At 69.1% G+C, this 3,621-nt stretch carries 4 protein-coding genes and 1 pseudogene; 3 read left to right on the forward strand and 2 right to left on the reverse strand.

Translation table 11 applies throughout. The features are described from left to right. Window positions 1-267 (reverse strand): LysR family transcriptional regulator (locus A9X05_RS00295; protein ID WP_156670087.1); only part of this gene is annotated, 267 nt, incomplete at its 3' end. 9 nt (window positions 268-276) lie between these two features. Next, window positions 277-1,140 carry an IclR family transcriptional regulator gene (locus A9X05_RS00300; RefSeq protein ID WP_067754154.1) on the reverse strand — a complete coding sequence of 288 codons (864 nt, stop codon included), beginning with the start codon at window positions 1,138-1,140 and terminating at the stop codon, window positions 277-279. A 264-nt stretch (window positions 1,141-1,404) separates the two neighbouring features. Between A9X05_RS00300 and A9X05_RS00305 the strand changes: the two genes are divergently transcribed. The 3 genes and pseudogenes from A9X05_RS00305 to A9X05_RS00315 form a co-directional block, all read left to right on the forward strand. Further along, window positions 1,405-1,818, forward strand: a complete 414-nt coding sequence (locus A9X05_RS00305) for a nuclear transport factor 2 family protein (RefSeq protein ID WP_067754190.1) — start codon at window positions 1,405-1,407, stop codon at window positions 1,816-1,818. Next, window positions 1,819-2,637 (forward strand): SDR family NAD(P)-dependent oxidoreductase, encoded by an 819-nt coding sequence (locus A9X05_RS00310; protein ID WP_067754160.1) that lies wholly within the window; start codon window positions 1,819-1,821, stop codon window positions 2,635-2,637. 260 nt (window positions 2,638-2,897) lie between these two features. Next, window positions 2,898-3,621: pseudogene (locus A9X05_RS00315) on the forward strand (sodium:proton exchanger); the annotation flags it as partial.

Genomic DNA, 3,621 nt, shown 5'->3' on the forward strand with positions numbered 1-3,621 from the left:
GCTGCGCGCGGCCGCCCGCTGGAGCCGGCGCTTGGCATCGTCGGCCAGCGCCAGGATGCGGCGCGCGTCCGGAAGAAAAGTGCGCCCGGCCTCGGTCAATCGAACGCTGCGGCGGTCACGCACGAGCAAGTCCGCGCCCAGTTCGCGCTCGAGGGCGATGATCTGTTGCGAGAGCGCCGGCCCGGAGATGTGGACGCGTTGCGCGGCCCGGCCGAAGTGCAACTCCTCGGCGACCGCCACGAAATAGCGCAGCTGCCGCAATTCCATACGCGGAGCCTAGACGGCGCGCTCGACCGCGTCGGGTCGCGACGGGCCCGCGCTGATGGCGGTCGTTTCGTCGGTCAGGTGTTTACCGATGAGCCGGATCTGCCGCGCCGACAGCGGGCACAGCGGATGCACGGCCACCATCAGGGCCACCTGCCGTTCGTCGAACACCGGCGCGGCGATGGTCACCACGGGTTGCTTGCGCCGGCCCGGGTTGTCGTCGGAGAGGAAGCCGATCGTGATGAACTCGACGCGCAACTGATCCATGATGTGGCGCACCGGCTTCGGCATCTCGGCGCTGTCCAGCGTGCCGACGACCTGCGCGGCCTGGGCCAGCGCGGGCGTCGTCCAGTCGACGTCGAAGCCGCGCTCACGCGTGCGCTCGAGCACCTGCTCGAGGCGCCGGATGCGATCGGGGTTCTCGCCCGCGCCGCGGCGGATCCACGCTCGTTGCTCGTCCTCGTCGTCCCAGGCGGCGAGCGCGACCCCGAAGGGCGGTGCGTACGGGATGCGATCGCCGGGTATCCCGGACGGCTGGGTGGCGGGCTCGCCCTCAAACGCGGTGACCACCAACGAATCACCGAACCGCTCCACCACCGAGCAGGCGTAGCCGAACTCGCGGGACAACCGCAGCGCCGCGGAGCGGGCCGCATGCGCGAGCGGCCGGGCGGTGTCTGTCCGCGCCGCCACGACGGCCAGCGCGGGACCCAGGGTGAACGTCTTGGCGACCGGATCGCGGCTGGCCCACCCCCGGTCGCACAACGTCTTCAGGATCGCGTGCGCGGTCGCCTGGGTGAGGTCGAGCTCGCGCACGATGTCGGAGAACCGCAGCCGCGCATTCCCGGACCGGGCCAGCAGTTCGACTACATCGAGCACCCGGGCCGTCGGCGCAGACGTCGCTCCGCGGATGGCTTGACTCCTTTACCGCACGATTTAGAGTTGAGCGAACATTCGAGATTACATGTCGATTATTAGAGAAAGCTAACGCTTCTGCGCGCTGCGGTGTTGAGAGACGGCCGGTTGCAGGTCCGCGAGACGCCGGACCCCCAGCCGGGGGCGGGCGAGCTGTTGCTGCGCACCCTGAGCACCGCGATCTGCGCGTCCGCCGCGCATCGTCGTCCATCCGAACGGAGACGTGCCATGACCGAACGCGAAGACCGCCAGGACATCTCCGAGCTGCTGGTGCGGTACGCCACCGGGATAGACCGGCGCGACTGGCCGCTGTTTCGCACCGTGTTCACCGCGGACTGCGAGCTCGACTACGGGGAGATCGGGTCGTGGACCGGTGTCGACGCCGTCACGGAGTTCATGGATATGACCCACGCGCCGGCCGGGCATACCCTGCACCGCCTGACCAACCACGCCATCACGGTCAACGGCGACAACGCATCGGCCCGCACCTATGTCGATGCGGTGATCATGTTCGGCGACAACCAATCCGGCGTGAACGCATGGGGTTTCTACGACGACGAGATCGTGCGGACCGGGGATGGTTGGCGTATTGCGCGGCGTCGGTTCACTTCGGTGCGCATCACCACATTCGGGAGCCCTTAGATGACGTTCGCAACCAAGTACGGGCCCTGGGCGCTGGTGGCCGGCGCCTCGGACGGGGTGGGCGCGGCCTTCGCGCGCGGGCTCGCCGAGCGGGGCGTCAACGTCGTGCTGATCGCCCGCCGGCACGCCGTCCTGGACGAAGTCGCGGCCGCGATCCGCGGCGACACGTCGGTGTCCACCCGCACCCTCGCCATCGATCTCGCCGAACCGGGCGCGGCGGCGGCGATCGCGGCGGCGACCGGCGACCTGGAGGTGGGCTTCCTGGTGTACTGCGCGGGCGCCGACCCGAACTTCGAGCCGTTCCTGGCCAATCCGGTCGGAGTGGCCGAGGCGATGGTGCAGCGCAACTGCATGGTGCCGATGCAGTTGTGCCACCACTTCGCCGGTCCCATGGTCGAGCGGGGCCGCGGCGGCATCGTGTTGTTCGGGTCCGGCGCCGGCCTGGCCGGTGGGGCCAACATGGTCGCCTACGGCGCGACGAAGGCGTTCGACATGGTGTTCGCCGAAGCGCTCTGGGCCGAGTTGCACGACAAGGGCGTCGACGTCCTGGGCCTCATCCTGGGCAAGACCGATACCCCCGCGTTGCGGCAACTCGAGCACAGCCGCGGACAGATCGGGTCGCTCGACGAGGTGCCGCCGGGCGCTGCCGCCGTGACCGACGTGATCGCCGAGGCGTTCGGGAACCTCGACAACGGGCCGACGCTGATGGTCGGCGACATGATGCGCGCCGCCGAACAAATGCTGGCGTCGCTAACCCGCAACCAGGCCGTCGAACTGTTCGCCCAGGCCGCGGCGGCGGCCATGGGGCCGGACACTTAGTCGCAACCTCCCCCGCTCGCGGGCCGTCGTACTGCATGGGGATGGATTGCGCTTCGCAAGGTTTGCCCAACTTCGAGATCAGGCCTGCCTAACTTTTCGCAGGAGCGCGCCTGGCCAGCAAAGATGCGTCGGCGTGCGTCCACGCTCCGCCGATCAACGACGTTGCTGGTGACGCGCTTCGCGGGTAGTTTAGGGAGGCGTTAGGCATGGCTAATCCAGGCGGAGCAGCCGCTCCATTCGCCACCCCTCCCGATCGAAGGATGACGATGCTCGCCACCGACAGGCCCGCGGGCGCCACCGCGACGGCAGAACGGTCGCGACGTCGCACCCTGACGCGCTCGGGATTGATCACCGCGGCGTTCGTGGCCCCCGCGGTGGTCATCCGCATCGTTGGGTTGCACCCCGACCCAGTCGCCGCCCTGCTGATCTACGGCGCCGCGGTCGTGTCGGCCAGTTTCTTGCTGGCCTGGGCCGCGGAGACCGCGCAGATCGATGTCTCCGGCGGGCTGGCGACGGCGATCCTGGCGTTGATCGCGGTGCTGCCCGAATACGCCGTCGACCTCTACTACGCCTACGTCTCCGGCCACAACGCCGAGTACACGCAGTACGCCGCGGCCAACATGACGGGCTCGAACCGGTTGCTGATGGGTTTGGGTTGGCCGGTTGTGGTGCTGGTCAGCATCGTCGTGGCCCGCAAGGCCGGCGCGAAGAACGCCACCGGTCTGGCTCTGCAGCCGACCAATCGCGTCGAACTCGGGTTCCTGCTGATCGCCGGCATCATCGCCTTCGCGATCCCGGCGAGCGGCCAGATCCATTTCGGCCTCGGGCTCGCGCTGCTGGCCTGGTTCGGCTTCTACCTGTACAAGATCGGCCACGGTGACGTGGAGGAACCCGACCTGATCGGGACCGCCGCCGCCCTGGGGGAGCTGCCCGATCGAGGCCGGCGCATCGTCGTCGTCGGCCTCTTCCTGCTGTCCGGCGCGG

The organism is Mycobacterium sp. E3298 (assembly GCF_001666895.1).
Classification (GTDB): domain Bacteria; phylum Actinomycetota; class Actinomycetes; order Mycobacteriales; family Mycobacteriaceae; genus Mycobacterium.